This is a genomic window from Rhodanobacter sp. Col0626 (genome assembly GCF_049994385.1).
Lineage (GTDB): Bacteria > Pseudomonadota > Gammaproteobacteria > Xanthomonadales > Rhodanobacteraceae > Rhodanobacter.
In genome coordinates, this window is record NZ_CP188260.1 from 1,258,028 (window position 1) to 1,281,826 (window position 23,799).

15 protein-coding genes are annotated in these 23,799 nt (G+C 64.1%); 3 read left to right on the plus strand and 12 right to left on the minus strand.

The window, feature by feature from the left end; all coding sequences use genetic code 11:
• Nucleotides 1-36: 36 nt before the first annotated feature.
• The 5 genes from ACPPVV_RS05080 to ACPPVV_RS05100 all read right to left on the minus strand — a co-directional run bounded on the left by ACPPVV_RS05080 (nucleotide 37) and on the right by ACPPVV_RS05100 (nucleotide 11,586).
• Complete coding sequence (locus ACPPVV_RS05080) at nucleotides 37-2,226, minus strand: Six-hairpin glycosidase-like protein (RefSeq protein ID WP_426702389.1); 2,190 nt, start codon at nucleotides 2,224-2,226, stop codon at nucleotides 37-39.
• A 106-nt stretch (nucleotides 2,227-2,332) separates the two neighbouring features.
• The gene (locus ACPPVV_RS05085; RefSeq protein WP_426702390.1) at nucleotides 2,333-4,357 is read right to left on the minus strand and encodes a glycoside hydrolase family 13 protein; all 2,025 of its coding nucleotides are present in this window, start codon (nucleotides 4,355-4,357) and stop codon (nucleotides 2,333-2,335) included.
• A gap of 168 nt (nucleotides 4,358-4,525) precedes the next feature.
• Nucleotides 4,526-6,898, minus strand: coding sequence for a TIM-barrel domain-containing protein (locus ACPPVV_RS05090; protein ID WP_426702391.1), 2,373 nt, complete (start codon nucleotides 6,896-6,898; stop codon nucleotides 4,526-4,528).
• Between the two features lie 25 nt (nucleotides 6,899-6,923).
• Nucleotides 6,924-8,486: an alpha-amylase family glycosyl hydrolase gene (locus tag ACPPVV_RS05095; RefSeq protein WP_426702392.1), complete on the minus strand. Its 1,563-nt coding sequence runs from the start codon at nucleotides 8,484-8,486 to the stop codon at nucleotides 6,924-6,926.
• 163 nt (nucleotides 8,487-8,649) lie between these two features.
• Nucleotides 8,650-11,586, minus strand: a complete 2,937-nt coding sequence (locus ACPPVV_RS05100; RefSeq protein ID WP_426702393.1) for a TonB-dependent receptor — start codon at nucleotides 11,584-11,586, stop codon at nucleotides 8,650-8,652.
• 455 nt (nucleotides 11,587-12,041) lie between these two features.
• Here ACPPVV_RS05100 and ACPPVV_RS05105 point away from each other — a divergent pair, with 455 nt between their 5' ends.
• Nucleotides 12,042-13,667 (plus strand): alpha-glucosidase, encoded by a 1,626-nt coding sequence (locus ACPPVV_RS05105; RefSeq protein WP_426702394.1) that lies wholly within the window; start codon nucleotides 12,042-12,044, stop codon nucleotides 13,665-13,667.
• 258 nt (nucleotides 13,668-13,925) lie between these two features.
• Here the strand turns inward: ACPPVV_RS05105 and ACPPVV_RS05110 are convergent, their stop codons facing one another.
• Complete coding sequence (locus ACPPVV_RS05110; protein ID WP_426703169.1) at nucleotides 13,926-15,548, minus strand: M28 family metallopeptidase; 1,623 nt, start codon at nucleotides 15,546-15,548, stop codon at nucleotides 13,926-13,928.
• A 114-nt stretch (nucleotides 15,549-15,662) separates the two neighbouring features.
• Entirely contained in the window at nucleotides 15,663-16,091 is a 429-nt protein-coding gene (locus tag ACPPVV_RS05115) for a PepSY domain-containing protein (protein ID WP_426702395.1), read from the minus strand.
• Between the two features lie 189 nt (nucleotides 16,092-16,280).
• Here ACPPVV_RS05115 and ACPPVV_RS05120 point away from each other — a divergent pair, with 189 nt between their 5' ends.
• Nucleotides 16,281-18,776: a membrane-bound PQQ-dependent dehydrogenase, glucose/quinate/shikimate family gene (locus ACPPVV_RS05120; protein ID WP_426702396.1), complete on the plus strand. Its 2,496-nt coding sequence runs from the start codon at nucleotides 16,281-16,283 to the stop codon at nucleotides 18,774-18,776.
• A gap of 57 nt (nucleotides 18,777-18,833) precedes the next feature.
• Here the strand turns inward: ACPPVV_RS05120 and ACPPVV_RS05125 are convergent, their stop codons facing one another.
• The gene (locus ACPPVV_RS05125; RefSeq protein WP_426702397.1) at nucleotides 18,834-19,337 is read right to left on the minus strand and encodes a hypothetical protein; all 504 of its coding nucleotides are present in this window, start codon (nucleotides 19,335-19,337) and stop codon (nucleotides 18,834-18,836) included.
• A 28-nt stretch (nucleotides 19,338-19,365) separates the two neighbouring features.
• On the opposite strand from ACPPVV_RS05125, the gene ACPPVV_RS05130 reads away from it, so the two are divergent.
• Nucleotides 19,366-19,746 carry an HU family DNA-binding protein gene (locus ACPPVV_RS05130; protein ID WP_426702398.1) on the plus strand — a complete coding sequence of 127 codons (381 nt, stop codon included), beginning with the start codon at nucleotides 19,366-19,368 and terminating at the stop codon, nucleotides 19,744-19,746.
• A gap of 358 nt (nucleotides 19,747-20,104) precedes the next feature.
• On the opposite strand, the gene lpxB is transcribed toward ACPPVV_RS05130, so the two are convergent.
• The 4 genes from lpxB to lpxD form a co-directional block, all read right to left on the minus strand.
• A complete protein-coding gene (gene lpxB, locus ACPPVV_RS05135) occupies nucleotides 20,105-21,355 on the minus strand; it encodes a lipid-A-disaccharide synthase (protein ID WP_426702399.1) in 1,251 nt (416 codons plus the stop codon).
• A gap of 96 nt (nucleotides 21,356-21,451) precedes the next feature.
• Complete coding sequence (lpxA, locus tag ACPPVV_RS05140) at nucleotides 21,452-22,225, minus strand: acyl-ACP--UDP-N-acetylglucosamine O-acyltransferase (RefSeq protein ID WP_426702400.1); 774 nt, start codon at nucleotides 22,223-22,225, stop codon at nucleotides 21,452-21,454.
• Nucleotides 22,222-22,695 carry a 3-hydroxyacyl-ACP dehydratase FabZ gene (fabZ, locus tag ACPPVV_RS05145; RefSeq protein WP_426702401.1) on the minus strand — a complete coding sequence of 158 codons (474 nt, stop codon included), beginning with the start codon at nucleotides 22,693-22,695 and terminating at the stop codon, nucleotides 22,222-22,224. The genes lpxA and fabZ overlap by 4 nt, the downstream gene beginning before the upstream one ends.
• Complete coding sequence (gene lpxD / locus ACPPVV_RS05150) at nucleotides 22,688-23,731, minus strand: UDP-3-O-(3-hydroxymyristoyl)glucosamine N-acyltransferase (protein WP_426702402.1); 1,044 nt, start codon at nucleotides 23,729-23,731, stop codon at nucleotides 22,688-22,690. Before lpxD ends, fabZ begins: the two co-directional genes overlap by 8 nt.
• Between the last annotated feature and the right edge of the window lie 68 nt (nucleotides 23,732-23,799).

Sequence of the window (23,799 nt, forward strand, 5' to 3'; positions counted from 1 at the left end):
GCACGACGGCGTCTGGATGCAGGCGGAATCAAGCCGTCATGGGGCGGTGGCCGCGTTGCCCAGCGGCGCGATCAACAGCTCATCTATATCAGCGCTGTTCAACGGGCCCTCGCTGCCGCCGCGGCCACTGTAGTGCGCGAAGTGATCCAGGTAGCTCATGTTGAAACCGTCGCCGAGCGTGAAGCGGCAACGCGCACCAGCCCGGGCGGCGAAGCTGGCGGTGGTGGAGACCTGCCTGGCCACGCTGTGCGGCATCACCAGCGGCACTGACTGTGGCGCGCTGCCGGCGCAGTTGACCTGCAACATCTTGACTGCGGCGGTCACGCCGGTTTCGATCGTGCCGTGATCGTTGGTGTAGTTCAGCGCTACCTGGAAGCGACCGCCGCGAGGTGCCTCCCAAATGCGCGGCCAGGCGCCCCGGATGGCATCACTGTCGCCCACGCATACGGCTGGACTGGGCAGCGATTCGATGCCGTTGTTGTGTACGGTGACGCTGAAACATTGCGTGGCGGCTTGTGCGTCGACCAATCGTTCGCCGTCGAATCGACCCAGTAAGCGGCCATTGAGGTAGAGCACGCGCCCCTCCTTGCTGCGGACGTTCCAGTGCTTGCCGTCGCGCGTCACCTCCGGCGCGGCTGGTGTGGGTGGCGCGTAGTTGGTTGCGGTCAACCGCAACGGCGTGACCGACACCTGCTCCGCCTTCAGCGTGACCAGCGTGTCATCGCCATGGGTTTCCGTGCGGTCTGCCACCAGCAGATTGCCATCGAGCGTGGCGGGACGTTGCAGCGTGATGTGTCGTCCGCGCAACTGCAGGCTGATGCGGTCGTTGTTTCCGAACAGCATCGGCACCAGCGATGCGGGCAGCTTGGGTTCGATTCGGTTGTTGTCCGTCAGGCCGAACACGCCTTCGCTGACCATGTCCAGATAGCCCGCCACCGACCACAACTGGCGTGGCGAGTCGATCACCGGCCCGCTCAACTTGCCGTCGTCGACGTGCGCGCGCTGCGTGACCAGCTCGAGGTTCTCCATGTTCGAGCCGTTCAGCGCGGCACCGCGCATCAGCGAGCGCAGCTCATGCGCAATGCGCGTCGGATCATTGGTGACGCGTGCGGCGCGCAACGCATAGGCGCTGACGAACGGCCAGATCGCGCGGTTGTGGTAGATCGGCTGGTCGGCGCGCTGCGGCCAGATCACCGGGCTGCCGGCGGCATCGGCCGGGTAGTTCGCCAGCGCCTGGCGTGCGCGGTCTGCATCGGCGACGCCACTGCTGATCGTCAACGACAGGCCGAGCAGGTCGTAGGCTTCGATTGGCATGCCATCGCCGCCGATGTAGCTCATGTACATGCCGCGGTCGGCGCGCCAGAAGTGCGCGTTGATCGCGACCTTCAGCGCGTCGGCGCGTGCACGGTAGTCAGTGGCGGCGGGATCATTCCGCGTTTCGGCCATCCGGACGGCCAACCGCAAGGCCTCGTAGTGGAGCACGTTGGTGGACAGCGCGAACGATTGGCCGATGTAGACGACATTGTTCGTGGTCCACTGCGGGTAGGTCTGCTGGCGCCAGTCGAGAAATGACGTCTCGCCGCGATACAGGCCCAGGCCGGTATCGAATGTATAGAGGCGGTCCTGCGTCAGCGTATCGGCCAGCGCGCGATAGACCTGGTCGGCGAAAGTCTTGTCGCTCAGCAGATGACGCGCGGCGAGAAACCAGACGATGCGATCGGTGCTGATCGGCCAGCTGCCACCGGAGCCGGTGTCTTGCATCGGATAGAGCCCGCGCGGCGCCGAGGCCTCGCGCACGCCGGACAGCTTGAACAGCAACGATGCCTTCGCCCGCGCCGGATCCAGCCGCCACAGGCCGAGATCCACCGAGTAGGAAAGATCGCGCGTCCACACGTAGTGCCATTTTTCGCCGGTTTCGAAACAGATGCACGGCATCGACTTGCCATGATCGAACGCATCGTCGCGGATCGCGGTCACCGAGTCCTCGTGCAGGTCGTCCTGCGCCATCGCGAACAGGCCGTCGAACAACGGGCTGGCGGTGTGCGTGGCAAGTGCCTGTACGGGGATGCGCCGGTCGCCGTTTGGTGCGTGCAGCACGTAACTGCCATCACCGGCGGTGGTCATCGTCGCGCTGCGACCCTGCCAGTCGAGGCTGGTCTGTGCGTGCTCCGCGGGCGAGCCGGCGGAACCAGACAGCGCCATGGCAAGGAAGGCGGTCATCAGCATGGCAGCCGCTCCCGGAGGGCGGACCGGCGTGCGCGAGCGAATGCCCGTCCTGGGACGGCATGCTTCCATGATGTGCGTTGGATCATCGGTTCCACCTCTGTTTTCGTCATTGCGCCAGGATCGCACCGTAATGGCCATTCACGGTCACGCTGACCTGGCCATTCTGCACGGTGTACTGCGTGCCCGAGATCAGCTCGGTGAGATGACTGCCGTTGGTCACGCTCAGCTGTCCCACCGGTACGGTCACGGTATGGGCGACCGTGTCGTTGTTGAGCGCCACCGCGATGCGGTTGCTGGCGTCGAAGCGGCCGTAGGCATACAGCTTGTTGGTGTCGTCGGTCAGCAAGGTCATGAACGAGCCGGTGCGCAAGGCCGGATAAGCGTTGCGGATCGCGACCAGCTTCTGGGTCAGTGCCACCGCGCTGTTGGTGATGCTGCCGGTGCTCCAGTCGAAGGTGCGGCGGTTGTCCGGGTCGGCGCCGCCCTGCATGCCGTATTCGTCGCCGTAGTAGATCGTCGGCGTGCCGACGTAGGTCATCTGGAAGAGCAGCGCCAGGTAGGTTTTCCAGATGTCGCCGCCGGCGCGGTTGCCGAAGCGGGTGATGTCGTGGCTGCTGAGGAAATTGCTCATCGCCTGCTGCACGTTGGTCGGGTAGTTCGCACGCGTGCCGCGCAGCCAGCTGTCGAACTGCGAGACCGGGATGCTCGCCGTGCCGCCGCCGTAATCCTCGCCGGTGATCCACTCCGACACCGGCTGGGTGAAGCCGTCGTAGTTCATGGCGCCGTCCCACTGGTCGCCACCGTCGGTCCACGGGCCGGCATTGCCCCAGAACTCGCCGAGGATATCGGCATTGGCATTGACCGATTTCACCGCGCTGCGCAGTTCGGCCATGATCTGGTGGTTGGTGGCGTCGCTGCCATCGTTGCCACCGGCATCGAGGTACTGCGCCGCATCCAGGCGCCAGCCGTCGATCGCATAGGGCGATTTCAGGTAGGTCTTCACCACCGAGGTGGCGGAGCCGTAGATCGCGTTGCGCACGGCCGAACCGCTGGCAGCGTAGTCGAGCTTGGGCATGCTGGCGATGCCGAAGAAGCCCGAGTAGGTGTTCGGCCACGACTGGAACGTGTACCAGTGGTACCACGTGCTGGATGGCGACTCGTAGGCGCCGCTGGTCGACCAGTCGTTGTAACAGTCGAACCACGGGCTGGTGTCGCCGGTGTGGTTGAACACGCCATCGAGGACCAGGTAACCCTTCGGGCCGTTGCTGCTGCTGTGGATGTCGCCGATCAGCGTCTGCAACGTGGTGTTGCTGCCGAACGCCGGATCGACCGTGGCGTAATCTTCGGTGTCGTACTTGTGGTTGGTTGGCGAGTGGAAGATCGGGTTGAGATAGATGATGTCCGCGCCCAGCGTCTGCTTGATGTAGCCAAGCTTCTGGTCGACGCCGGCCAGGTCGCCACCGAAGAACACCGCGCTGTTGCAGCCGCCGACATTCGATACGACGCTGCCGCCCCAGGCGTGTTTCTCGGTGGCGCAGCCGGCATAGGTGTACTGGCCGTTGGCCACGTCGTTGCTGCTGTCGCCGTTGTAGAAGCGGTCGGGGAAGACCTGGTACATCACGCCGTTCTTCATCCACGCTGGCGTGGTGAAACCGGGCACGATGAAGAAGTCGCCGCTTGACGGCTCGGCGGCGGTGGTGCCGGCGGCGTTGAGCCATGCGACTGCGCTGCCGTCGTTGACCTGGAAGCGGTAGTACTTCGCCGAGGCGCTGGCCGGCACGGTGCCCTTCCAGTAGTCGTAGACGCCGGTGGGATCGTTCGCCGACCAGCTCATCGCGACCCAGTGGAAGGCGCCGTCCGCATTGTCGTAGTACTTGATGTTGGCGCTGCTGATGTCGCCCTTGAACGTGCGCAGTGTCAGCGTGACCGCCTGGCTGGCGCTGGGCTCCACGTGGTTGTCGAACAGCGGACCCTGATCGTGGAACAGGCCGTTCCATTCCACGTTGTTGTCGTTGCTCGCCGCTCGCGCCGGGTCATGGATGGCCGGGAGTGCGTAAAGCGCCAGTGCAGCGGCGAGTGCACAAGCCAGGGTGGCTTTCGAGCCGTGTGTCGCGTTGCCTTGATTGCCCATCGAACATCCCTCCGCAGGTGGGTGGATCCGGCGTGCTGCCGGGTTCGTGCGCTTGTGAAACTTCGAATGAACGAATATCTCGCCCTTGTAGGAGCGGCTTCAGCCGCGATGCTCCATGGTTACGTTCCAACAGCATCGCGGCTGAAGCCGCTCCTACAACACAGGGGGTCAGGATTTCATGTCGAGCGTGAGTGCCGCGGCGCGCGAGGCGGCGACGCGTACCCAGGTGACGTCGCCGTAGCGGTCGTGCCCACTCGCCCAGCCTTCGCCATCGGCTTGCTTCAGCGCGTCCAGGCTGGCAAAGGCTTTCAGCTTGCCGCTGACGCGTACCGCCGCGCCGCCGTGGATCTTCAACAGGTAGAAGCGCAGTGCCGGTTTGAAGCGGCCGGCCGCCTCGCCGATGTCCAGTTGCACCGTGCTGCCGCTGCGCTGCATCGCCAGGGTCTGACGATAATCCTGGCCGTGTTCGTAGTCGTAGGTGGTGCCGTCGTCGTCGTAGTAATCGAACCTGCTGCGTTGTGCGGCAGGGAACATCTCGACATCGAGCTGGGTGAGCGGGTGCTGGCCGACGTAGTCTTCGACCGGTTGGGTCGGGATGATCGCGCCGTCGCGGATGAATAGCGGGATGTCGCTCCAGTGCTTGCTGTCGATGGCGAGGTGGACGGTCTGGCCGCCGTCATACGCCTTGCCGCTGAACCAGTCGGTCCAGCGGCCGGTGGGAAGATAGACATCCTTCGCGGTCTGTCCCTGCGCGACCACCGGCGACACCAACAGCCAGTCGCCGAACAACCAGCTGTCGACATCGTTGCGCACATTCGTGTCGTGCGGCCAGTCGAACAGCAGCGGGCGTACCAGCCCGACACCGCCGACATGCAGGCGGTGGGCGTAGGCGTAGATGTACGGGATCAGTGTGTAACGCAGGCGGATCGCATCGGTGGCCGCCTTCTCGGCGGTGGGGCCGTAGACCCACGGCTGGCGTTTCTGGCCGAAGTCGCCGTGCACGCGGAAGATCGGCGTGAAGGCACCGAACTGGATCCAGCGCGCGTAGTTTTCCGGTATCGGCGCGCCGTGGTTGAAGCCGCCACCGTCCATGCCCCACTGCATCGCACCCACGTTGATCGCACTGAGCATGCGTGCGCGCTGGCTGGCCATGCTGGCGAAGCCGGTGGCAATGTCACCGGACCATAGGCCGTAGGCGTAGCGCTGTGATCCGAGCCAGAAGTTGCGGTTGATCGACCACACGCGCTGGTTCGAAACGGCGCGCTGGCTGTCGTACAGCGCGCGCTGCATGTTCATGAACTCGGTATCGCTGCCGGTGGTGTCCGCCTCGTCGTTCCACCAGCCCGCGATGCCCTGGTCGTAGCCGTACTTGATCGCCAGGTTGCCGAACCAGCTGCGCGCGGCGGGCAGGTCGAAGTCGATGTTCTTCACCGGCTTGTGCGAAAAATAATCGTCGCTGACTTTCTCGCCCGGCACCCAGAAATCATGCGCGGTGGCATAGCGTCCCTCCACCGTATCGACGTGGATGCGCGGTTTCATGATGCCGGTCAGGGTGATTCCGCGGGCGGCCATCTGTTTCTTCAACGCACCGCCGGGACCATCGGGAAATTTGGCCGGGTTCCAGCGGAACTCGCCGTAGTTGTCCTCGCCCCAGGCCTTCCAGTCGAAGTCGATGGTGAAGTTGTCGATCGGAATGTGTTTGGCGCGATAGGTATCGACGATCTGCAGCAGCTCCTTTTCGTCGATGCCCCACTGGCTGTTGGTGAAGCCCATGGCCCACTTCGGGAACAGCGGCGAACTGCCGCTGAGCTGGCTCAGGGAGTCGAAGATCTGCGCTGGCGTGCCGAGCAGGATATAGACGTCCGTATCGTTGCGCGGACTGCTGGCGGTGATCGTGGCGGGCTGCAGCGCGAAGGTGGCGCCGTCGCTGGCGAGCAGCACGCCATAGCCGGCGGTACTCCACACGAATGGCGCGCCGGCGTGACCCTGCTCGCCGGCGTCGACAACCTGTTTGCCTGTTCGCAACATGCCCGCGGCAGCATCTTCGGTGGCGTTGTAGCCGCCGATACCGTACAGCGCGTCGTCCGCGGCGTGCTGTACGTGCAGCTTGCCCTGGCGCAGGGCGTCGGCGTCGATGCGCAGCAGCGGGTGGTTTCGCGCATCGGTAATTTGCAGCTGCTGGTGCTGGGGGTCCCAGCGAACCGAGCCGGCCGCGGTGGTAAGGCTGGCGCCATCCGCCAGCTGTTCGTCGCGCACCTGGGTGAATGTGGTCGGCTTGCGCGCAGGGTCGAGCACCAGCGCAGGGGCGCCATCCTGCTTGAAGTGCACATGCACGATGCCGGGCGCGACGAACTGCACATCCATTGCATCGGTGCCGAGCCCGGCCGTGATGACGTGGTCGGCGAGATGAGTCATGCGGGAGGCCTGGGCTGTCTGCATCGGTGCGGCAAGGCTGGCGCCCGGGGCGAGTGCGAGACCGAGACACAGCCATGCGGCCAGGGACAGGCTGGACTTCACTTCGCGAATGGGTGGGGTCGTCATGGGTTTCCTCACGGGTGTCATGGCTTCAATCCAGAATCGCGGTGGCATAAGGCGGCAACGACACTCGCCCATGCTTCAGCGTGGTGCCGGGCCGGCTGTGCAACCGGATGTTGCGAAAATGGGTGCCGTTCAATGGCACCTGCTGTGGCTGACCGGACAGGTTGTGCAATACCAGCACGTGGCTGTCGGCATCGTCGAGTCGCCACGCGGCTATGTGTGAATTGGTCGACGGATAGGCGCTGATGGCGCCGTCGCGCAGGGCGCGGACGTCGCGACGCCAGCCGATCAGCATCGTGTAGTAATGCAGCAGCGAGTCGTCGGTGTGCTGCTCGGCATCCACCGAAATATCCGGCCCGTCGCCGGCGCTGAAGGTTTTCCAGCGCGTCTCGCCGTCGCCCTGCGGGTCGCGATGCCAGCGCATCGGCTCGCGCAGGTTCGGATCGGGCTTCCTGCCGCGCATGCCGAGCTCCTCGCCGTAGTAGACGAATGGTTGGCCGGGCAGGGTGAGCAGCATCGCGGCGGCCATGCGCATGTGCTGCGGATGGCCGTCGAGCTGGCTCATCACGCGCTCCTGGTCGTGGTTTGACAGGAACGGTGCATCCACGCCGGACTTGCCAGTGACTTTGCGATAGTCGGCGTCGGTACGCACGAGCACCGAATCGAGATCGCCGGCGCGTTCGTTTTTCGCACTGTCGATCAGCCGCGTCGCCAACGGAAAGTCGAACGCCGCGCTCAACGGCCGGAACCATGGCGCGAGTTTTTCCGCGCTGTCCTGGGTGACTTCACCGACGACATAGGCACCGGGTTTGACCACATCGAGGCCGCGGCGGAATTCCGACCACCAGGCGAGATTCTTCTTCAGCACGGTTGCGTCACCGTCCTGCGACTTAAAGTCGAGATACACGTGTTGTGCGGCATCGAGGCGAAAGCCATCGACGCCCTGCCTCAGCCAGAACTGGCCGAGCCTGACCATCGCACTGCGCACGGCCGGCGTGTCGTAGTTGAGGTCCGGCATGGCGCCGGCGAATATGCCGAGGTAGCGCTTGCCCGTGGACGTGGCGTGCCAGGCCGGCGTGCCGGTGGCGCTGGTGGCCGTGAGGTTGGTATCCGGTTGCGCCCAGCTGTACCAGTCGTGATGCGGGTCGTTGGGATGCTCGGCGGCGCGGAACCACGGGTGCTTGTCGCTGGTGTGGTTGATCACCAGGTCGATGATGACCTTGATCCGGCGCTTGTGTGCTTCATCCAGCAGGTGTCGAAAATCCTCCATCGTGCCGTACTGCGGATTGATGCCGTCATAGTCGGTGACGTCGTAGCCGTGATAGCTGGGCGAGGGATTGATCGGCATCAGCCAGATGCCGCTGACGCCGAGCGATTTGAGGTAGTCGAGTTTTGCGGTGACGCCGTTGAGGTCGCCGATGCCGTCGCCGTTGGTGTCGTACCAGCTACGCACGAAGATCTCGTACCACACGCCCGAGGGGGCCGTCGCGGTGTGGGCATCACGGGCCGGTGTGGAGTGCGCCGGCGCGGCCAAAGCCATGCCCAGCGCAAGGATCGACAGGAGGGTCGAGTTGACGCGACGATGGCCCATCACCGGCTCCTGCGCACATCGGATCGACGGCGAGGCATGGTTTCGTGGCGATTGTTCATGTGTTTGCTCCCGCAGTGTCCGGGTTTCGTCGTGAGTATGCGTGTCATGAAAAAGCCCCGCTGGAAAGTACACAGCGGAGCCCGGGGAGACACGTCGATCAGGCTTACTGGAACTTGTACGAAACGCCGACATCGAACCGGCGGCCATACCTTTCCCATGTCAGGACCTGACGGGGATCGTTGTTCTGGTAAGTGATGAAGGTCTTGTTGGACAGGTTCGAACCCTGGGCGATCAGGGTCAGTCCCGCGAGGCGGCCACTGTCGAAGCTGTAGCTGAGCTGCGCGTCGTAGGTGCTGCCGCCACGAATGGTCTGCTCGATGCGCGAGGCACTGATGCCGGACACCTCACCCAGGAAGCTGGAGCGGTAGTCGTCGCTGACGCGCGCCTCGAACCCGTTGTGCTGGTAGTAGATCGTGCCGTTGGCCACCCACTTCGACAATCCGGGCACGGTGATCGGCGAGGGGTTGTCGCCGTACACCAGCGAGCTCTTGCCGCGATTGCCGGTGAGGATCACGCCGAGTCCGTTGAGGGTCGGGGTGAACAGGTTGAACGGAAGATTCAACGTGACCTGGGCGCCTTTCACGTAGCCGTGGCCGTCGTTGGTCGGACCGGAGATGGTGCCCAGGGTGGTGCCCAGCTGGGCCTGCTGTGTCGGCGTCAGGTAGGACGGAACGAAGGCGCTGAAGTCATACAGGAAAGCCGCGTTCGGGTTGATGTAGTCGCTCAGCTTGAGGTAGTAGCCCGATACCGCGAAGTAGCCGCCACCACCGCTACGGCAAAGGTCGGAATTCTTCGAGTCAGTGGCGGTGCACTGGTAGCCCGAGGTATCCGAGAAGTAGTGCTCGTAGCTGACATTGTAATTGTCGGCCATGGTCGGCAGCAGCTCGGCGTTGCCACCGGTGGCGCTGAAGAACGATTGGTTGGGGTCGTTGTTCGCCAGGTGCGTGGTGTTGCCGGTCACGGCCAGGCTGGCGTTCATCTGGTCCATCCGCGGACGCGCCATGGTGCGGGCGGCGCTGACGCGCAGGTCGTCATTCTCGGTCAAGCCGAAGATCAGGTTGGCGCTGGGCAGGTAGCGGGTGAACTTGGTGCCGCCGGTTACCGCCACCAGCGCGGTGTGTCCGCCGGTGAGCGATGTCCCCGGCACCACGCGCTCACCCTCGGAGGACTGGTTGGTGTGCGCGACCTGGATGCCGACGTTGCCGCGCAGGCCGACATTGCCTAGGGAGGTGTCGAGGTTGAACTGCAGGTACGAGGTTACGTCTTGCTCGCGCACCTTCCAGTTCGGCGGCAGCGACAGCGAAGACATGAAGGTTGGCACTTCCTCAAGCGAGCCGTTGGCGAGCATGTCGAACGGGTTGTAGCAGGTCTGCGCGCCGACACCCATCCACGACAGCGGATCGCAGCTGCCGCCGCCATTGATCGCCGCCGTGGTGGCACCGCCCGGCAGGGTCAGGAAGTTCTGCTCGATGTTGTAGGTCTTGGTGCGGTTGCCGCGGACCACGCCGAACTGCACGCTGGAGAACGGGCCGCTGCCGAACGAGCGCTCCACGTCCAGGTGCAGGTTGGCCAGGTAGTCGACCGTATGCGGCGCGTTGATGAAGCCAGCCTGCACCAGGCCGTTGCCAGCGCCCCAGCCCTCCGGGTCGGTCAGGAACTGGCCGTCGGTGTAGTCCAGTGTCGGATCGACGTGCAGCAGACCGTTGCCCAGTTCACTGAAGCCAATGGTGTCGCCGGGGCCATGCGGGCCAGTGCCCGTGGGGCCCGCCGGGCCGTAGTAGTAGCCGGTGCCCGAATAGCTTTCCAGGTTGACGTCACGGCGGGTGGCACGCGAGTAGGTTGCGTCGAGATCGGCCGTCCAGTCCTCGTTGATCCGGAATTTGTTGTCCCAGTTGAAGTTGTAGACCCGCGCGCTGGTGCTGTTGTAGTCGTTGCGCACGATCGGGTTGATGTTCTCGTAGGTGCCGCTCTTCACGAAGCCGTCGACCACGTTGCCGGGCACCAGGGTCGGTGCCGGGGCCACGCCGGCGCTGCCCCACAGGAACGGCAGCTCCATGCCCTTGGCCTGCTGGGTTTCCTTGAAGTTGTCGTAGGTGAGGTCGAGGGTGCTGGTGTAGTGGTCGTTCGGCTGCCATTGCAGCGTGGCCAGTACGCCGTTGCGCTTCATCGTGTCGGAGATGCCGTAGTTCTTCGCCCCGCCCACCACGTTGTCGCCATTGGCGTCGGCCAAGTAACCCCATGGCGTCTGGTGCTGGATCTGCGAGGGGTTGGATTCCATGTCCACGCCGAGCGTGACGCCCACGGTGTGGTCGGCAAACTGGTTCACCCATACGCCGTTGACGTTGTAGCCCTTGTCGCTGACGCCGGGGCCGTTGGCCAACTGCGACATGCCGTCCCAGATGTAGTGGGCGTTGATCGCCGCCTCGGGCTTGTCCTTCTCCAGCGGACGAATGGTTTGCATGTCGACGGTGCCGGCAAGGCCCTGGCCGATCAGGTTGGCCTGGGGGCTCAGATGCACCACCACGTTGTTGAACCAGCTCGACGGATACTGATCGAACTGCACGTCCCGGTTGTTGGACGTCGAAACCTGCTGGCCACCATTGACCAGCGCGGTGGAGAAATCGGGGCCGAGGCCGTGGATGGTCAGCACCTGCGGGCGGCCACTGACGGTCTGCACCGCCAGGCCGGGCAGGCGACCGAGCGTGTCCGCGATGCTGACGCCAGGCAGCTTGCCGATCTGTTCGGCGGACACTGCCTCGACGATGCTGTTGGCATTGCGCTTGAGCGCGGTGGAGTTCTCGATGCTGCTGACGAATCCGTTCACCTCGACGGCCTGGAGCTTCTTGGCCTTCTTGCGATCCTTGTCGCTGGCGCTCGCGTCGGCGGCCTGCGGCTGGGTCTGGTCCTGCGTATCCTGCGGGGCGTTCAAGGTGGTGGCCGGACCGTCATGGCGCGCCGCTGGCGCTGCGTACACTCCCGCGGTGAAGCACACGCCCGCGGCAATCAGCGCCAGGGCCATCACGTTGCGTTTCACTAGCATGTTCTCGTCTCCCCACGAAAATATCGTTGTCGTTTTTTGAGTTCTGGCTGCGCGACGCCGTTATCGCCGACGTCGACAGGCTGCGCTGGTCGAAGCGTGTCCAGCGGTGTGGAGGCATGGTAGGGCCGGCTTTCCGTGGCGAGCCAGTTTCTGCATACGTATTCATGCGCACACCGTGCAGGCGGTCATCGCAGTGCAACATCGATCATGCACAAGCACGGGACAGAGGCGGGTTGCACCGTGCGAAGTCGCGCTCGGACTCGCTGCAGCGGTTCATGGGCATATCGGTGCCTGAGTCATCGTCATGTGCTCGCGTGCACCGCATGACGCGATCGCAGCACAAATGAATACGTATGCAGACCACTGCATGACTTCAAGAAGCTGCGGCTAAGCTGGCAACCATTCGCCGACGGGCACGCTCCGGCACGTCGAGCTCACGTCACGGGATCCGTTCAATGTCCGATGCACCCTGGTGGCGCGGCGCCGTCACCTATCAGATCTACCCGCGCAGTTTCCTCGATACCGACGGCGATGGCGTGGGCGATCTTCCGGGCATCATCGAGCGGCTCGATTACGTGGCCAGCCTGGGTGTCGACGCGATCTGGATTGCGCCGTTCTTCAAGTCGCCGATGGCCGATTTCGGTTACGACATCGCCGACTATCGCGACGTCGATCCACTGTTCGGCACATTGGGGGATTTCGACCGGCTGCTGACGAGTGCGCACGACCGCGGCCTCAAGGTGATGATCGACCAGGTGCTCAGCCATACCTCGGCCGAGCATGCCTGGTTCAAGGAAAGCCGCGAGAGCCATGACAATTCCCGGGCCGACTGGTACGTGTGGGCCGATGCGAAGGACGATGGCAGCGCGCCGAACAACTGGCTTTCGCTGTTCGGCGGTTCGGCCTGGCAATGGGAGCCGCGCCGCGGGCAGTACTACCTGCACAACTTCCTGACCTCGCAGCCGGACCTGAATTTCCACAACCCTGCAGTGCGCGCGGCGATCCTCGACAGCGTGCGGTTCTGGCTGGACAAGGGCGTGGACGGGTTCCGGCTGGATGCGATCAACTTCTGTTTCCACGACAGCGAGCTGCGCGACAACCCACCCAAGCCGAAGGAAAAGCGTGTCGGCCGCGGCTTCAGTCCGGACAATCCGTACGCGTTCCAATACCACTATTACAACAACACGCAGCCACAGAACCTGGCGTTTCTCGGCGAGCTGCGCACGCTGATGGACGGCTACAAGGATGTCGCCGCGCTGGGCGAGATTTCTTCGGAAGACTCGCTGGCGACGATGGCCGAATACACCCGCCCCGGTCGCCTGCACATGGGTTACAGCTTCGAGCTGCTCACTGACGACTTCAGTGCCGCGCATATCCGCGGCACCGTGCAGGCGCTGGAGCAGCAGATGGTCGATGGCTGGCCATGCTGGGCCATTTCAAACCACGACGTCGAACGCGTACTGACCCGCTGGGGCAGGGGCGCGCGGTCGACGCAACTGGCCAACCTGCTCACCGCGATGGTCTGTTCATTGCGCGGCTCGGTGTGCGTGTACCAGGGCGAGGAGCTTGGTTTGACGGAGGCCGAGGTACCTTACGAGGCACTGCGGGATCCCTACGGCATCGCGTTCTGGCCACAGTTCAAGGGCCGCGACGGCTGTCGTACGCCGATGCCGTGGAACGATCAGGGTGCCCACGCCGGCTTCAGTCACGGCACGCCGTGGTTGCCCGTGCCGCCGGAACATCACGCGCTGGCAGTCACCCGACAGGAGCTCGATCCGCATTCCGTGTTGAGCGGGTTCCGCACTTTCATGCACTGGCGCAAGTCGCAGCCGGCCCTGCGCTGGGGTGATATTTCTTTCATCGAGACCGTCGAACCAATACTGGCGTTCACTCGCCGTTTGGACGGCCATACCGTGCTGGTCACGTTCAACCTGGCCGATGCAGCGATCGACATCGCTCTGCCGGCCGAGCTTGGCGAACCACGCCAACTGCAAGGCCATGGGCTGCTGCAGGGCCGCGTCGATGCGGGCCGGTTGTACTTGCCGGGATACGGCGTCCTTTTCGCCAGCGTGGGAACGTAGATGATTTTGCTCCCTCCCTCTGCTGTCAGGAGGGAGGGGTGCCCCGGTGGCGAAAAGGTCAAGAGCTGACCCCACCCCAGCCCTCCCCTGCATGCAGGGGAGGGAGCGTGGCGCCGGCCGGATTCCTTCCGCTTGATGGAAACTTTGCTCCTCCTCCTGCTTGCAGGGGGAGGCTGGGAGGGGGTGGCTCCGGGTGGCGAAAAGGTCGGAGCTGATCCTGTCACCACATGCAGCGGAAGGAGCCCGGCGACGGACCGGTTACTTGCGTTGGGTGGCTGTCTGGTCGCGGATGGCGCGGAACTCGGAGTCCTTTCCCCAGTTTGGCCACGCGTCCGAATTGGCCAGCTGGTTGCCGACGGTGTAGAGCAGCTGCAGGTCGCGCGCCATGCCGGTGAACGGCCAGCCGGCTTCCCATTCATCGGCGGGCTGGTGATAGCGTTTGGCGGTGTAGTCGTCTTCCGCCGCCTTGCCGGCCTTGAGGCCGCCATCGATCCAGTCGTCGCCGGAACCGAACGAGATGGCCGGCACGCCGCGCTTGGCGAACGAGAAATGATCGGAGCGGAAGAAGTAACCGGCGTCCGGTTTCGGATCTGCCGTGTAGGTCATGCCGTAGGTCTTCGCGTCGGCGATCAGGTCGTCGAGCAGCCCCAGTTTCGCGCTGCCGGAAATGGTGAAGTTGCGTGCCGGGCCATGCGGATCGAGCGCGTCGACGTTGAGCACGCCGGCCGTGGTGGCCAGCGGATAGAGCGGATTGGCGGCGTAGTACTCGGAGCCGAGCAGGCCTTTCTCTTCGGCGGTGACGTTGAGAAACACTACCGAGCGCTCGGGCTTCGGGCCGTGCGCGAATGCGCGACCCATCTCGATCAGCGCGGCGGTGCCAGTGGCATTGTCGACGGCACCGTTGTAGATGCGATCGCCTCTCGCGTCGGGTGCGCCGACACCGAGATGATCCCAGTGTGCGCTGTAGATCACCGTCTCGTCGGGACGCTTGCTGCCCTCGATGCGGCCGACGATGTTGTGCGAGGTGATCACGCTCGAATCGACTCTGAAACTGGCTGACAGACTCTCGCCCGTCAGTATCACCGGCTTGAACGCGCGCGTCTGTGCCTGCTTCTTGAGCGTGTCGAAATTCAACCCCGCGTGCTTGAACATGTCGACGGCCAGGTCGTGCTGGATCCATCCTTCCAGCTCCGGATGCACCGACGCGGGCTTGTCGCGCACGATGTCGAACATGGTGTTGATGTTGGAGTTCTTCACCGTGGCCCAGCCGTACGAAGCCGGCGCGGTTTCGTGGATCACCAGCATGCCCAGCGCGCCCTGCCGGGCAGCTTCCTCGTACTTGTAGGTCCAGCGACCGTAGTAGGTCATCGCCTTGCCGCCGAAGTCGCCCTTGCCGGTTTCGAAATCGGGATCGTTGACCAGTACCACGGCAATCTTGCCGCGCAAGTCGACGCCCTTGAAATCGTCCCACTGGCGTTCGGGTGCCTTCACGCCGTAACCGACGAATACCAGCGGCGCGTTGGTGATTGCCACCGACTTGCTGCCGTTCATCGGCGCGCGCACCGCGATCTGCTCGCCCTGAGTCAGTGCTTCGTGTTTGCCTCCAAGCTCTAGCGTCAGCGTCGGAGTGCCCATGATTTGACTGCGCTGCAGCGGCACGGCCTGGGTCCATGTGCGCCTGCCATTCTTGATGTCGCCGCCGGGCTGCAGCCCGGCGGCTTTCATCTGCGTCACGACATAGTCGATCGTCTTCGCCTCAGCCAACGTGGCCGGCCCGCGGCCTTCGAACGCATCGGAGGACAGGGTCTTCACTTCGCTCGATAGCCGCGCGGTACTGAACATCGGCGTATCGGTGGCCAGCACGATCGGGCACGCGGCCATGATCAAGGTGCAAAGGAGCAGTCGCTTCACGGGCAGTCACCTGTCGGAGAAAGTAGTCCTCCGATACTAATGAGGCGACGTGTGCCGGTCCATCGACCGTCCAGCGCGGGTGGCTCAATCGATGGCGACCACCTTGCCGGTGCCGGCATCGACCTTCAGCTTCACCTTGTTGCCCGAGGGGTTGTCGGCCTTGGCTTTCCACATGCCGTCATCGAAGTCCACGTCGTGGACATGGGTGTAGCCCTGGGATTCCAGCGATGCACGGATGTCCTGCTCGCTCAGCTTGGAAACCTGTTCGTCCGGATAGACCTGGCCCGTTTTTGCGTCGACGCGCAAATGGACTTTTTCGCCGTTTGCGCTTTTTGCCTCGGCGCGCCACATGCCATCCTTGAACTTCAGGTCGTGAATCCGCGTATAGCCCTGTTCGGTGAGTTTGCTGTTCACCTGTGGCTGAGTCATCGCCTGCTGGGCCATCGCGATACCCGACAGGGAGAGCGAGCCCAGCGCCAGGACGAAAGTGAGTGATGTGATCCGGTTCTTCATGGAGCCACCTCATGCTTGACCAAGGGAGCCCGAGTCTTGGTCCGGCTGCGCCAACGCGCGGTGAATACGCGCGACGGGGCTGAATCGTGGCTGACGTCAACGCAACGTAGTCATTGCCGGTGTTACATAGGCGGACGGGCATGTGCGACGCGCCTGCCGTTTGTTTCACATCCTCCCATTGAGATCGCCATGTCCCGATTGTCGCGTTCCGGCCCGTTGCTGCTGATTACCGGCCTCGTGTTCGTCCTGTTGGGCCTGGCTCTGGTCGTCGGCGGTGTGCGCCTGATGGCGCTGGGGGGCTCGCTCTACTACCTGCTTGCCGGCCTGGGTATGGCCGGCAGCGGCATCCTGTTGGTCGCGGCGCGGCGCGAGGCCTTATGGTTGTATGCGCTGGTGCTGTTCGGCAGCACCGCATGGGCGCTGGTGGAGGTGCGACTGGACTGGTGGCAGCTGCTGCCACGGCTGGATGTGTGGTTTGCGTTGGGCCTGTGGTTGTGGCTGCCGTTCGTCAATCGCAAGCTTCGTGCGGTCCAGGGCGACCATGTCGCGCTGTTGCGCGGAGAAGGTTGGGCGCTGGGTGGCGCGGTGCTGATCGCCGCCATCGTTGGCATCGTCGCGTTGCTGCAAGCGCCGCCCGATCACCCCGGCGAAGTTGCCGCGGACCGCATGGCCGCGAGCGGGACCGCGCCGACACCGTTCACCGCGGCGGGTGACTGGAGCGCCTACGGGCACACCGGTTACGGCGATCGCTACGCACCGGCGCAACAGATCACCGCGCAGAACGTACAGAAGCTGCAACCGGCGTGGACGTTCCATACCGGTGATTTCAAGGGCCCGAACGATCCGCGGGAGATCGCCAACGAGGTCACCCCGTTGAAGGCGAACGGCATGCTGTACCTCTGCACGCCACACAATATCGTGATCGCGCTCGATCCCGACACGGGCAAACAGCGCTGGCGCTATGACCCGAAGATCAATCGGCAGGCGAAAAATTACCAGCACATGATCTGCCGCGGCGTGGCCTATCACGACTCCGGCGCGTACGTCGGCGCGGATGCGATGGCCTGGCTGCCCGCGGCGAGCGCGTCCGCTTCATCCATCGTGCGGCCACCGACGCCCAAAGGCGCAGTGGCGATGTCGATGATCCATTTCGATGAATGTCCGCGCCGCATCTTCGCGCCGACCGCCGATGCCACCATCGTGGCGATCAATGCCGACACCGGCCAGCGGTGCGACAGCTTTGGCGACCATGGGGTGATCGGCCTGAACGAAAACCAGCCGATGAAACAGCGCGGTTTCCTCAACCCGACCTCGCCGCCGCTGGCGACCCGGCATGTGTTGATCGTCAGCGCCAGCGTGACCGACAACGATTCCACCCACGAACCTTCCGGTGCGATCCGCGGGTACGACATCGACACCGGCAAATTGCTGTGGAACTGGGACGCATCGAATCCGACCAGCACGGCGCCGTTGGGACCGGGCCAGACCTATGTGCACAATTCGCCGAATTCGTGGAGCGTGTCCAGCGTCGATGAGAAGCTTGGCCTGGTCTACATTCCGATGGGCAACCAGACGCCGGACATGTGGGGCGGACATCGCGATCCGCAGGGCGAGCGGTTCAACAGTTCGATCGTGGCGCTGGACGTGGCGACTGGCCAGTTGCGCTGGGTTTACCAGACCGTGCACCACGACTTGTGGGACATGGATATCGGTGGTCAGCCAAGCCTGGTCGACCTGAACACCCCGCAGGGCAAGGTGCCTGCGCTGATCGCTTCGAGCAAACGTGGCGACCTCTACGTGATCGACCGTCGCGACGGCAAGCTGATCGTGCCCGCGCCGGAACAACCGGTACCACAGGGCGCGGCTGCGGGCGATCGGGTATCACCCACGCAGCCGTTCTCGGCACTGTCGTTCAAGCCGCCGGCGCTGCGCGAGCGCGACATGTGGGGGACCAATCCGTTCGACCAGTTGATTTGCCGGATCATGTTCAAAAAACTGCGCTACGAGGGCATCTTTACGCCGCCATCGGTGCAAGGATCGCTGGTGTATCCGGGCGATTTCGGCGTGTTCGACTGGGGTGGCATCGCGATCGATCCGCTGCGTCGGCTGGCGATCCTCAACCCCAATGACATGGCCTTCGTATCGACCCTGATTCCGCGCGACAAGGCCGATGCGAGAGGCGGTTCGGGCAGCGAGCAGGGCGTGCAGCCGATGACCGGCACGCCGTTCGCGGTCGACCTGCACCCGCTGTTGTCGCCGCTGGGCATTCCCTGCCAGGCGCCACCGTGGGGCTATATCGCTGCGGTGGATCTCGACACCATGCAGCGCGTGTGGATGCATCGCAACGGCACCATCCAGGACCAGGCGCCGCTAGGCATACCGCTGCCGCTGGGCGTGCCCAGCCTCGGCGGTCCGATGACCACCGGCGGCGGCGTTGCATTCCTCAGCAGCGCGCTGGACTACTACCTGCGAGCGTATGACGTGCGCACCGGCAAAAAGCTGTGGCAGTCGCGTCTGCCCGCCGGTGGACAGGCCACGCCGATGAGCTATGTGTCCGACAGGAGCGGCCGCCAGTACGTGGTGGTGATGGCCGGCGGCCACGGCTCGCTGGGTACGAAGATGGGCGATTCGCTGGTGGCATACGCGCTGCCGGCCAGGCGGGTTGCGCCAACGCCGAAGCATTGAAGGGCTACGTACGGGCGGGTCAGGCGAGCGGTAGCGACATCGCCGAACACGCTTGCGTCACGACTTCCGGGTGCGCCGGGGTTTTGCCTGCGCTGCGATGATGAGCTCCTGCAGGTAGGCAATGCCTTCCTCCTCGGGGAAGAAGGCCACCACATCGGCAACGGTCAGCCCGTGCCGTTTCTGCAGCCCCAGGAACTCCTCACGCGCCATCGCCAGCCGCTGGGCAGCGGCGGCTTTCTTGCCGAGCGGCTTGGCGGGTTGCTGCTTTTCAACCTTGCGTTCGAGCTTGGTCAGCTCTTCCTGGAACTGGCGGAAGTCATATTTCTGAGTAGTCATAGGTGCGCGGGATATCGGTGGATGAGCTGATTTTGGCATGGTTGCGCGGCATTCGCCTTGTCCGGGGGGCGCGTCATGGCGCGTCCGGGCAGGGCTGTTTGACCCATCAAAGCCCAGCGGATGGGATGTCGCCCGAAAATTCAGCTGCAGATGCAATTGATGCTTGATTGGGCGATAGTGCAGACTATCGGTGCCTTCGGCTTGCCGATGGGCAGTCGAATCCAACCTACCAACTATCCAATCGGGGAAATTCATGGCGAAGACCAAGCCGGCAGCAAAGAAGAAAACCGTCTCCAAGGCAGCTGCCGCTCCGGCAGTAAAGCCAATCAAGGACGTCCTGAACAAGTCCACTCTGGTGGCACATATCGTCGACGCCAGCGGCGTGGTGGCCAAGGACGTGCGCGCGGTCCTCGCCGCGCTGGAAGGCGCGGTCGCCGGATCCGTTCACAAGAAAGGCGCTGGCTCGTTCATGCTGCCTGGCCTGTTGAAGATCTCCGCCGTCAGTGTTCCGGCCAAGCCCAAGCGCAAGGGCGTCAACCCGTTCACCAAGGAAGAGCAGTGGTTCGCCGCCAAGCCGGCCAGCACCAAGATCAAGATCCGTCCGCTGAAGAAGCTGAAAGACGCCGCGGCCTGAGCTTCAGCCGCCGTCATGTGTCACCGAACACGGTCGCGAAAGCGGCCGTGTTCTTTTCCGGCACGCATTCAAATGGACGGCCAAACCCGGCAGTCATATGAACCTGCATTCGCCGACGCCTGGTCAGGCGACGCCACGCAGTTTCCTCATCGGACGCCCAGCCGGTGGCCGTGGGCAATCGCCAAAACGCATCAGAGGCGGCATTTCAAGGCTTATTTCGCTTCGCGTCGCTCGACATCCCTCGCATGTCTTGGGGCTGTTCGATCCGGCACCAGATGCAGGGACTTGGCGAGACGCGATGTACGGCGGTGTGGTTGGAGCCGGCAGGACGCGGTCAACGGGCGACTGCTACCGAGGGTCAATCATGGGTCTGCCCGGCATCGACGAACTCTGCTATGGCCGTGGCCGCCCGTTCCCCGGCATGACTCTCCAGGTCGCCGCGCAACAGTCGGTGCAGTTGTTCGAATGCAGCCACAATATGGCCGCGGCGCTCGCTATCGTGAAATAGCTCCAGCGTGGCGGCAGCCAGGTTGGTGGCGGTGCAGTCGTCCTGCATCAGTTCCGGGACCAGCGGCTTTTCACCGAGCCCGGCGACGCGCGCGAGGATGTTCGGCAAGGCGTAGACATCGGTCTTCAGCATCTTCAGCGCGCGGGCAATGCGATAGCTCATTGGCGAGACGCGGTAGCCCACGACCATCGGGCGCTTGGCCAGCATCGCCTCCAGGGTGGCCGTGCCGGATGCCAGCAGCACGACGTCGGCAGCCAGCATCGCCTCATGCGCGTTGCCATCCAGCAGCAACGGTGCGGCATCGTCATGTGCCCCCCCGGCCAGCAGTTCCTTGAGTTTTGCGTGCACCTGCGGGTTGGCGGCGGGAATCACGACGCGCAAACCCGGCAGGGCAGCGGCGACCTGGCGGGCCGCATCGATGAAGATCGAACCCAACCTTGCGACTTCAGAAGGCCGGCTGCCCGGCAACACCGCCAGTACCGGAACCTGTTGCGGCAATTGCAGGAAGTCACGGGCACCGACGCGGTCCGAGACGAGCGCGAAACGATCGGCCAATGGATGGCCGACGAAGCGGGCGTCGATGCCGTGCTTGGCATAGATCGACGGCTCCATCGGAAACAGGCACAACACGAGGCTCGCGCTGCGGCCGATCTTCTCCGCGCGCTTCTCGCGCCATGCCCACACCGAGGGGCTGACGTAGTGGACGGTGCGCAGGCCGGCCTGCTTCAGGCGCTGTTCGACGCCAAGGTTGAAGTCGGGTGCGTCGATGCCGATCACCACCGCCGGACTTGCCTGCACCATCCGAGCAACCAGTGCCTTGCGCAGGCGCAGCAGCCGCGGCAGGTGGCTGATCACTTCGCTGAAACCGAACAGCGAAAGCTCGCGGATGTCGTACCAGGATTCGAAGCCCTGCGCCTGCATGCGCGCGCCGCCGATGCCGACGAACCGCGCTTGCGGATAACGCCGCCGCAACGCGCCGATTAGGTCGGCACCGAGCTGGTCGCCGGAATCCTCGCCAGCAATGATGGCGATGAGCGGGTAGCCGGAACTCGGAACTCGGGACTCGGGACTCGTGGATGGCGGTGGGTTTGTCGAAGTCATGGTGCCGGGGAAAGCGCGGGCTGCACGTGCGCTGCACGGTACCGGTGAGCGACTTGGCTGGTAACCATTTCCGATGCTCCCTTTCCGATTTCCACGCTAGCGCGCCAGCGCGCGCTCGCTGTGGCCGAGAAACTCGAGCATTGCGCGGACATCATCACTTTCCCGTGCCTGCTCAGCCAGTTTCTCGCATGCTTCGGGTAACGATAGCCCGGCCATGTACAGGGTGCGGTAGGCGCGCTTGATCGCCGCGATGCGGGTGGCGTCGAAGCCGCGGCGCTTCAGGCCTTCGCTGTTGATGCCGCGCGGACGGCCCTGCTGCTCGTTTGCCATCATCACGAATGGCGGCACGTCATGGCCAACCAGGCAGCCCATGCCGATGAAGGCGTGCGCGCCGACCTTGCAGAACTGGTGTACGCCGGAGTAGCCGGACAGGATCGTCCAGTCGCCGATGGTTACGTGGCCGGCCAGGGCCGAGTAGTTCGAGAACACCACGTTGTTGCCGATCTGGCAGTCGTGGGCCACATGGACATAAGCCAGCACCCAGTTGTCGTTGCCAATGCGGGTGGCGCCACCGCCATCCCCGGTGCCGCGGTTGAGGGTGGCGAATTCACGGATCAGGTTGCGGTCGCCGATGATCAGCTCGGTACGCTCGCCGGTGAATTTCTTGTCCTGCGGCGCGCCGCCCAGCGAGGCGAACTGCGCGATGCGGTTGTCGCGGCCAATCCGTGTCGGTCCCTCGATGACCACGTGCGGACCGATCACCGTGCCGTCGCCGATTTCCACTTCGGCACCGATCACGCTGTAGGCACCGATGCTGACGTTGTTGCCGATGACGGCGGACGGATCGATCAATGCAGTGGGATGGATCATTTGTCGGCCCTCGCAGCGCACATCAGTTCGCAGCTGGCCACTTCCTTGCCATCGACCAGGGTGCGGGCGATGAACAGGCCCATGCCACGCACCAGTCGCTTCTGGCTGACTTCCAGCCGCAGCTGGTCGCCGGGAACGACCGGCGCATTGAAGCGCGCATTGTCGACCTTGACCAGATAGAACAGCGGGTTGCCGGTGTCGCCATTGATCCGCCGGCTGATCTGGGTCAGCAGGCCGGCGGCCTGGGCCATCGCCTCGACGATCAGCACGCCAGGCATCACCGGGTGGCCGGGGAAATGGCCGTTGAAGAACGGTTCGTTGATGCTCACGTTCTTCAGCGCGACCACACTGACATTCGGCACGATCTCGATCACGCGATCGACCAGCAGGAACGGATAGCGATGCGGCAGCAATTCCTGGATCTGCTCCACATTGATCGGCAATGGCATGACGCCCTTTTTCTCACTCATTGTTGCTTTCCTTCTCCAGCGCCGCCAGCCGACGCGCGTACTCGTCCAGATGTTTGAAGCGCGCCGCGTTCTTCCGCCACTGACGGTTGTCCTGCAGTGGCACGCCAGATGAATATTCGCCGGGTTCGCGGATCGAATGCGTGACCAGGCTCTTGGCGGTAATGGTAACCCGGTCGGCCAGTTCGAGATGACCAAGCACGCCGGCGTTGCCGCCGATCATGCAGTAGCGGCCGATTTTCGCGGTGCCGGCCACCGCGGCGCAGCCAGCCATCGCGGTGTGTGCGCCGACGTGGACGTTGTGGGCGATCTGGATCTGGTTGTCCAGTCGCACGTCTTCTTCCAGCACGGTATCGTCCAGCGCGCCGCGATCGATCGTGGTGTTGGCGCCGATTTCGCAGTCATCACCGATGCGCACGCCGCCCAGTTGCGGCAGCTTGACCCAGCCGCCATGCGTGGACGCGCTGCGATCGAACGCCAGGCCGAAGCCGTCCGAACCGATCACCGCGCCAGGATGTACCAGTACGCGCTGGCCCAGGGTTACGCGGGTGACCAGGGTGACCCGTGCCACCAGCCGGGAGTGGGCACCGACGGTACAGTCCTCGCCGATGATGCAGTGTGGGCCGAGGATCGCGCCGTCGCCGATGATCGCGTCGTCTCCAATGACGCAGCAAGGGCCGATGCTGGCGCTGGCACTGACCTGCGCGCTTGCCGAAACCACGGCACTGGGATGAATGCCCGGTGGCGCTGCCGCGTGCCGTTCGAACAGCGCAGCAATCTTTGCGTAGGCGACGTAGGGATCCTCGGCGATCAACGCAGCGGTCGGGCAATCGTCGAGGTTTTCCCTGCTCAACACCACCACGCCGGCGCGGGTGGCGGCGAGCTGGGCGGTGTATTTGCTGTTGGAGAGGAAACTCAGCTGGCTGGGACCGGCACCGGCCAGCGTACCGACGCCGTCGATGACCCGCGTGCCATCGCCGCCGATGGCGAGGCCGAATCGTTCGGCCAGATCAGCCACGGTGTAATTGATTGCGTTCATGCTTGCTCCGGAGACTGCCAGCCATTGTAAAGGGTGGTGCCGCCGGGCGCAGTGCATCGCCGGGCAAA

Excerpts from the sequence above, each read along its gene's own strand:
- fabZ (WP_426702401.1), bottom strand. The coding sequence starts at position 22,695 with ATGAGTGAGAAAAAGGGCGTCATGCCATTGCCGATCAATGTGGAGCAG.
- lpxD (WP_426702402.1), bottom strand. The coding sequence starts at position 23,731 with ATGAACGCAATCAATTACACCGTGGCTGATCTGGCCGAACGATTCGGC.
- ACPPVV_RS05090 (WP_426702391.1), bottom strand. The coding sequence starts at position 6,898 with ATGACGACCCCACCCATTCGCGAAGTGAAGTCCAGCCTGTCCCTGGCC.
- ACPPVV_RS05130 (WP_426702398.1), top strand. The coding sequence starts at position 19,366 with ATGGCGAAGACCAAGCCGGCAGCAAAGAAGAAAACCGTCTCCAAGGCA.
- ACPPVV_RS05080 (WP_426702389.1), bottom strand. The coding sequence starts at position 2,226 with ATGCTGATGACCGCCTTCCTTGCCATGGCGCTGTCTGGTTCCGCCGGC.
- ACPPVV_RS05095 (WP_426702392.1), bottom strand. The coding sequence starts at position 8,486 with ATGGGCCATCGTCGCGTCAACTCGACCCTCCTGTCGATCCTTGCGCTG.
- ACPPVV_RS05105 (WP_426702394.1), top strand. The coding sequence starts at position 12,042 with ATGTCCGATGCACCCTGGTGGCGCGGCGCCGTCACCTATCAGATCTAC.
- lpxA (WP_426702400.1), bottom strand. The coding sequence starts at position 22,225 with ATGATCCATCCCACTGCATTGATCGATCCGTCCGCCGTCATCGGCAAC.
- ACPPVV_RS05110 (WP_426703169.1), bottom strand. The coding sequence starts at position 15,548 with ATGGCCGCGTGCCCGATCGTGCTGGCCACCGATACGCCGATGTTCAGT.
- ACPPVV_RS05100 (WP_426702393.1), bottom strand. The coding sequence starts at position 11,586 with ATGCTAGTGAAACGCAACGTGATGGCCCTGGCGCTGATTGCCGCGGGC.
- ACPPVV_RS05120 (WP_426702396.1), top strand. The coding sequence starts at position 16,281 with ATGTCCCGATTGTCGCGTTCCGGCCCGTTGCTGCTGATTACCGGCCTC.
- ACPPVV_RS05085 (WP_426702390.1), bottom strand. The coding sequence starts at position 4,357 with ATGGGCAATCAAGGCAACGCGACACACGGCTCGAAAGCCACCCTGGCT.
- ACPPVV_RS05115 (WP_426702395.1), bottom strand. The coding sequence starts at position 16,091 with ATGAAGAACCGGATCACATCACTCACTTTCGTCCTGGCGCTGGGCTCG.
- lpxB (WP_426702399.1), bottom strand. The coding sequence starts at position 21,355 with ATGACTTCGACAAACCCACCGCCATCCACGAGTCCCGAGTCCCGAGTT.